We start from the raw sequence: 6,000 nt of genomic DNA on the forward strand, positions 1-6,000 counted from the left end.
TGTTAGCACCCGCAGCCAAATGTGCTCCAATCACAGTCCAATGTATAGGAACAAATCCAACCGCAAGGCCGGCCGCCTGCTACCTGTTCCAACTCTTGATCACTCATGGAAGGGATTAGCTCTTGAAGCTCTTCTTTTTTTAATTCTGTCATTTTTAATTCCTCCTAATATTTTTATTTGAAAGCCGACTGGCCTTCGATCAACCAGGAATTTTTTTCCTGATCTGACAATTTGATTATAAAAGGAGTCATTTGATAAAGGGAGGATGATTTATTATCACCCCCTGCCCTAAGCTAATCATCATACCGGGACATTCTGGAAGGTTCCACTAGGCTCAACATGGCAAATACGATATATACCACTTTTCCGATTGTAATTGTCAAAATATTTAAAATTTTATTAGTCATATACACATTAGGAAATATTCTGTAAGGAAATCACAAGAAACTATTTCAGGGGTGATATCTGCATGACTCTATTTTATATAGGCATGTTCACGGGGTTATGGATCATGGGAACCGTTTTATTGGTGAACAACTATAAAAATAAATACACCTGTTGGATGAGCGCCTTGTTCATTATCGCAGGATTTGCCAGCTTTTCTGTTGTGGTCAACCAAACCGTGCTCCCATTCTTTCGCGAACAGGAGGATGTATCTTTTTGGGTGATTGAATCCACCCGCATTGCGACGATTGTACTTTGGGGAATAGAATACCACTTTCTCCCCTACCTATTTTTAATGAGTGGGATTGTCTTTACGGGTCGTTTTTCACGCAAACTGCAAAATGGGCTGGCATTTCTCCTTTTAATCCCGATTATTCTCTACATTATTTATGTTCCGCCCATCTACCCAGAGGCAAAATTCGGAGGAACTCTCTTCAAAATTTTATCGGGTGCCTATTTTGGTGGCGGTGTTCTCTTTTATACGATCAGTTATCTAAGGGAAAACAATCCTTCCAACAGGAAAAATCGATTCAGAACGAATCTTGTGGTCATCGCTATTTGCTTTGTGTATGCCTCGGATTATTATGGCCTGAATTATTTCCTGATTGGCAAAAGGAGTTTGGAAATATCAAGCAATAATTTATGGCAGCTTAATTTTCTTATTGTCTTCTGGCTCATCCTGTTTTTTATTTACTTCAGTCTGAGATACGGATTTATGGGGATCAAGCTGCGCATTGAACAGCAAAAATTGGATTTTTCTATGCGATCACTCACGCAGGGGACTGCCATCCTTAACCATACATTGAAAAATGAAGTACAAAAAATCAATTACTTAAGTGAGAAAATTAGGGATTCTATCTCCAAAGATTGTAAGGACGAAGCATTGCAGGACATTGCAAGCATACTGAAGGTTACGGATCACATGCTGAGCATGGTCACCAGGATGAAGGAAAAAGCGGATGAAATCATCTTAAAGGAACAACCTCAGCAGCTGAGGGCGCTGTTAGACATGCAACTGGCCTCCCTAGGCGCCATTTTGCAAGAAAAACATATCTTACTTCTCAAGGATTATCGGGTAGACCCGGAGCTTGTTTGCGATCCTGTACATATCCGAGAAACCTTCAGCAATATCTGCCTGAATGCGATTGAATCAATGGAGGAAGGAAAGGGTTGTTTGGAGATTACCCTAGCTGAATGGAAGAAAGACGTGATCATTTGGGTTAAGGATAATGGAACCGGCATCTCAAAGGAAAATTCTAATAAAGTATTCGACCCTTTTTTCACTACAAAAAAAGGGACATCCCACTATGGACTAGGTCTTAGCTATTGTTACAGCGTCATGCAAAAGCATGGAGGGAACCTGCAAATTCTGAAAAGCGAGCCGGGGGAAGGCACCCTCATGGAGCTCCGCTTTCCTCGAAGGCGGGTTCTACATTGGAGAACAGATTCATTGAACTCCTCTGCTCAGGGGGTGACAGAATTTCACCCTCCCGTAACTTGAACTATTGTCGTACACTAATTGAAATTGATTCTACTAACAAGGGGGGACACAAATGGGACACGTGATTAGAGTTATGCTGGTCGAGGACGATGAATTCTGGCGTCAACAGCTTTCTTCAGACTTAAACAAGGAAGAAGATATTCAAGTGGTCAAAGCGGCTGTTACCAAGCAGGAAGCCCTGGAAGCCTTCCAAACGATGGAGATCGATGTGATTTTAATGGATATCAATTTGACCGAAAATCAACTGGACGGCCTCGAGGCCACTAGAGATATTTCGATGAATAAAGAGCTAAACACTAAAATCATTATGCTTACTTCCCTGACAGATAAAGAGATTATTTTAAAATCCTTTCAAAACGGCGCCGTTAATTATATTACAAAGTCGAGTTTTCAGGATATTGTAAAGGCCATACGGGAAGCTTATGCCGATGTGCCTTCTATTCATCCGGATGCCGCTCCAGTAATGCGGAATGAAATCCAATTGATGCTCCTTACGCCAAGTGAGCGAGAACTCTACGAATTGCGGGAAAAAGGATATAATAAAACACAAATGTCACAGATGCTGCATAAATCAGTGAATACTATTAAAACTCAGCTACGAAGCATCCGGAATAAGTTATTAAAATAACAACTACAATTTAGAAAAAGCAGCTACTGTCTAATTCATTGGATTCAGTAATTTTGCGGTGCATGATCGAGCAGCTCGCATAGGGTACAATCCACAAGCAGATGATGAAATTGAGATTCTAGAAAGTAAGATTCCAGCATTTAAACCCAGTAAACAGCCAAAAGATGCGGTTAAACAAGGAATTACATCATCCAAAAAAGATGGCCTTCTAGCTTGAACTAGGAAGCTCTCTTTTTTGGATTACATCTAAATATAAAAATAATATCCTTTTTTCTTGATAATAAGTTTTAAATTACTTAAATTATTACAGTAATTGAAATTACAACTCCGAATCATCTTAAAAAATAGGTTAGTTAAGGAATTTGCACTAACTCCCTCCCTGTCCTACTTGCTGCTTTTTTTCATCCGCTCTTCCTCATATGATCTTCGTAAACCCTTGCCGGTTAGGCATGGGCATGTTATCAATCTCTGTACTAAAAGTAAATAGGGTCATAAAAAGCCGAATTCCCCCTACATCACAATCCCTCTAGACACAAAAAGACGTTACGACTCCGACATCCTGAAAAATCATTCCCAATATCTAACCTATACTCCGCAAGAGATTCGAAAAAATCATGAAAGAAAACCTGACATAAACTCACATCGTTCGGAAAATCAATAGTATGATACTTGTATCACTACTAGCCATAACACAAGGAGGATGACCAATATGAAGTTGCATCTAGCTAACCTAAAGAAAAATACTCTCTGCTTATTAGAAGCTGTTTATGTATATCTCCTATTTCTTACCATGGAAACAAGAATGACCTTTGAAAATGTCAACAGGGCAAAGTAGAAACTCCCCATTTATCATCCAATTAAATCTTATATACGCTCTGTATCGTAATAATGAATATAAAATTTCCCTCAGTTGATTTAGGTTGTTCATAAAGATTAGGAGCTAACTTCAGGTTTCGTTCATTTCCTGTTTTAAAAACAGTTGAATTGGTTATTATTTGCACTACTAGCTAACCACATAACCACTTTTTCAAGTATGCATTCTCCATACGTAAACGCTTATTCTCCACTTGTAATGCCTCTAAAGAGCCTGGTACAGGCTGATTCTTCTGTTCTTTCTTCTTCATGATGGATGCCCCTTTGCTTTTGTTGTAGAGCATCAATCTCTCCTGTATCAAACAATTGCTTCCACTTCCATACTGTACTGTCAGAAGGAATGTTGAAAACCACTGCCGTTTCTGTCGTAGACGTCCCTGTTCGTTCTAAGTAATTCAGTACGTCCATTTTAAACTCCAAAGAGTGATTTGTATATCGTTGTCGAAAGGCTGTCGGACCATTTTTACGAAATTTCCTTACCCACTTCTTCAACATTGTCGTGTTCAAATTGTGTTTTCGAGCTACGCCCTTGTAGGAATCCTTCCCCTCCAAATACTCTTGAACAGCCTTTAGTTTTGTCTCCAATGTATATTTGGTCATAGAAAAACTGCACCTCCAATTGTTAGACGTGTCTAACAATTGGAGGTGCAGTTCATTTTATACATCCCCTTTTTTCTTACTATTCGTATCCAGCTTTTATATTAATGATATTATCCAACAGAAACAGCATTAATACTTCTTATTGCGATACGAACAACACCAGGAAAACCATTAAAATTAGTAAGAAGTACTGTACCATTTTGAAATCCTTGAAAAATGCCGCTTGCGGGTCTCTGGGCATCAAATTGTAAAACAACACGAGTCCCTGGACTTAATGTTCTAAAGAATTGTACAAGATTACTAGTTCCAGCAACGTTATTTCTATTAAAATTATCGTAACTTATAATAACTCACCCCCTTAATTAGCTAGTTAGTACATCATATGTTAGTTTTGTAGATAAGGTATAGGTGAAAGTAATACATATCAATATTTTATTGGACAAACTGCGCATATTCGTCATGTTGCGTAAACTATTAGAGTTTAGCAGACAACCGAATATGACGTTAGAACGGTCTGTAAAAGCTGCAATGACATGGGTTTTTGAAGATGATATCACGAGCTAAAGAACCGTTACAGTCGTAAAATGAACGTTACAACGATATGATAGAACACTTCATACGCCTAAAAGAACATAATAAAAGACAGGAAGCTTTTAATCGAGAGCTACTGAAGAGAAGCAAAGTCGGATTGCAAAATTATTTGGAAAATAAAATAGCAGACAGGCTCAAAAAAGCAATGCCATCTGCGAAGGCATTGCTTTTTTTATAAGGGGGAACCCTTCTAAAGAATGAAAAAAGGTTCAGTTATAAAATGCACAAATACGTCTTATATCCCTAGATGAGGTAGCACACGCGTTTGAACGTTTTTATACGTTACAGAAATAAAGAAAACTCGCGCCGATTGGCGAACCCTGCCCTTGGGCGAAGACAGAGGCGTAGCCCTACTTATACTTTACCCCTAAAATTTCTCACTACGTCGAATTGTCTTCCAGCTAGAAATTTATGCTTTCTTAAAGTGTAAAAAAACCACCCTTTTGGAGCTATTTGTTGACATAATATTAAAAAACAAAAATAACGGACATCAGCCCTCTCCCACTAAATTTATCAAAAACATTAGCAATTACAATTAGACATGCATACGCTATAATGTAACGACAAAACTTCAGATTCAGGGAGGGAACATAATGAGATGCTTCTGGAGTGGGAGAGAAAATTGCAGCTGTTGTCCTAAGGAAAAGAAAAAGTCCTATGACTTTTCCTATAAAAAATACTATGTTGAAAAATGTCATTGCAAATGCTGTTTCGAACCTTACTACAAAAAAGATGACAACTGTGACCACAAAAAAGATTATCATACCCATCATAAATGCGATGACTGTAACCGCAAAAAAGATTACCACGCCCATTATGAATGTGATGACTGTGACCACAAAAAAGATTATCATACCCATCATAAATGCGATGACTGTAACCGCAAAAAAGATTACCACGTCCATTATGAATATGATGACTGTGACCACAAAAAAGATTATCATACCCATCATAAATACGATGACTATGACCACGAAAAAGATTACCAAGCTCAGCATAAATATGAGGACTATAGTCGCAACGGAGATTACTACGCTTATTATAGACTGTAGTCACAAAAACACTACTAATCGAATTGAGTTAGTTTAAACCGCATTTTGTAATGCGGTTTTTTCTTTTTTTAGTTGGGCTACCGTTAGGCTATCATTCATCGCTGGAAGTTCGACTATCTGCTGCATCGGTGAAATAAAATTGTAATAAATTGCTTCTCTCTAATGCATAGTAAGTATTATCGAGCTGAAGGAGCTATAACATATCGAAAATATAGGTAAAATTATTCTTCGAACAAGGGAGTTTTTATGAAGAAAAATATAGGTACACAAAAGACCGGGCTATTAAAAGGACTAATATTAATAACAAAAAT

Annotated in this window: 5 protein-coding genes and 1 pseudogene; 4 read left to right on the plus strand and 2 right to left on the minus strand. The window is 38.0% G+C overall.

Translation table 11 applies throughout. The features are described 5' to 3' along the window. Positions 1–2: 2 nt before the first annotated feature. On the minus strand, positions 3–152 hold the full coding sequence (locus tag AAHB12_RS26755; protein ID WP_129730194.1) for a type A2 lanthipeptide: 150 nt from the start codon (positions 150–152) through the stop codon (positions 3–5). A gap of 317 nt (positions 153–469) precedes the next feature. Here AAHB12_RS26755 and AAHB12_RS26760 point away from each other — a divergent pair, with 317 nt between their 5' ends. From AAHB12_RS26760 to AAHB12_RS26770, 3 genes and pseudogenes are all read left to right on the plus strand, one after another. Continuing rightward, positions 470–1,945 carry a sensor histidine kinase gene (locus tag AAHB12_RS26760; protein ID WP_342048290.1) on the plus strand — a complete coding sequence of 492 codons (1,476 nt, stop codon included), beginning with the start codon at positions 470–472 and terminating at the stop codon, positions 1,943–1,945. Positions 1,946–1,997: 52 nt separating this feature from the next. Next, positions 1,998–2,573, plus strand: coding sequence for a response regulator transcription factor (locus AAHB12_RS26765; protein ID WP_342048292.1), 576 nt, complete (start codon positions 1,998–2,000; stop codon positions 2,571–2,573). Between the two features lie 37 nt (positions 2,574–2,610). Continuing rightward, positions 2,611–2,790 (plus strand): annotated as a pseudogene (locus tag AAHB12_RS26770) (HU family DNA-binding protein); the annotation flags it as partial. 839 nt (positions 2,791–3,629) lie between these two features. On the opposite strand, the gene AAHB12_RS26775 reads toward AAHB12_RS26770, so the two are convergent. Then, positions 3,630–4,046, minus strand: a complete 417-nt coding sequence (locus AAHB12_RS26775; RefSeq protein ID WP_342048294.1) for a transposase — start codon at positions 4,044–4,046, stop codon at positions 3,630–3,632. A 1,184-nt stretch (positions 4,047–5,230) separates the two neighbouring features. Between AAHB12_RS26775 and AAHB12_RS26780 the strand changes: the two genes are divergently transcribed. Then, positions 5,231–5,689: a hypothetical protein gene (locus AAHB12_RS26780; protein WP_342048296.1), complete on the plus strand. Its 459-nt coding sequence runs from the start codon at positions 5,231–5,233 to the stop codon at positions 5,687–5,689. Positions 5,690–6,000 lie beyond the last annotated feature (311 nt).

Source organism: Bacillus sp. OTU530, assembly GCF_038440375.1.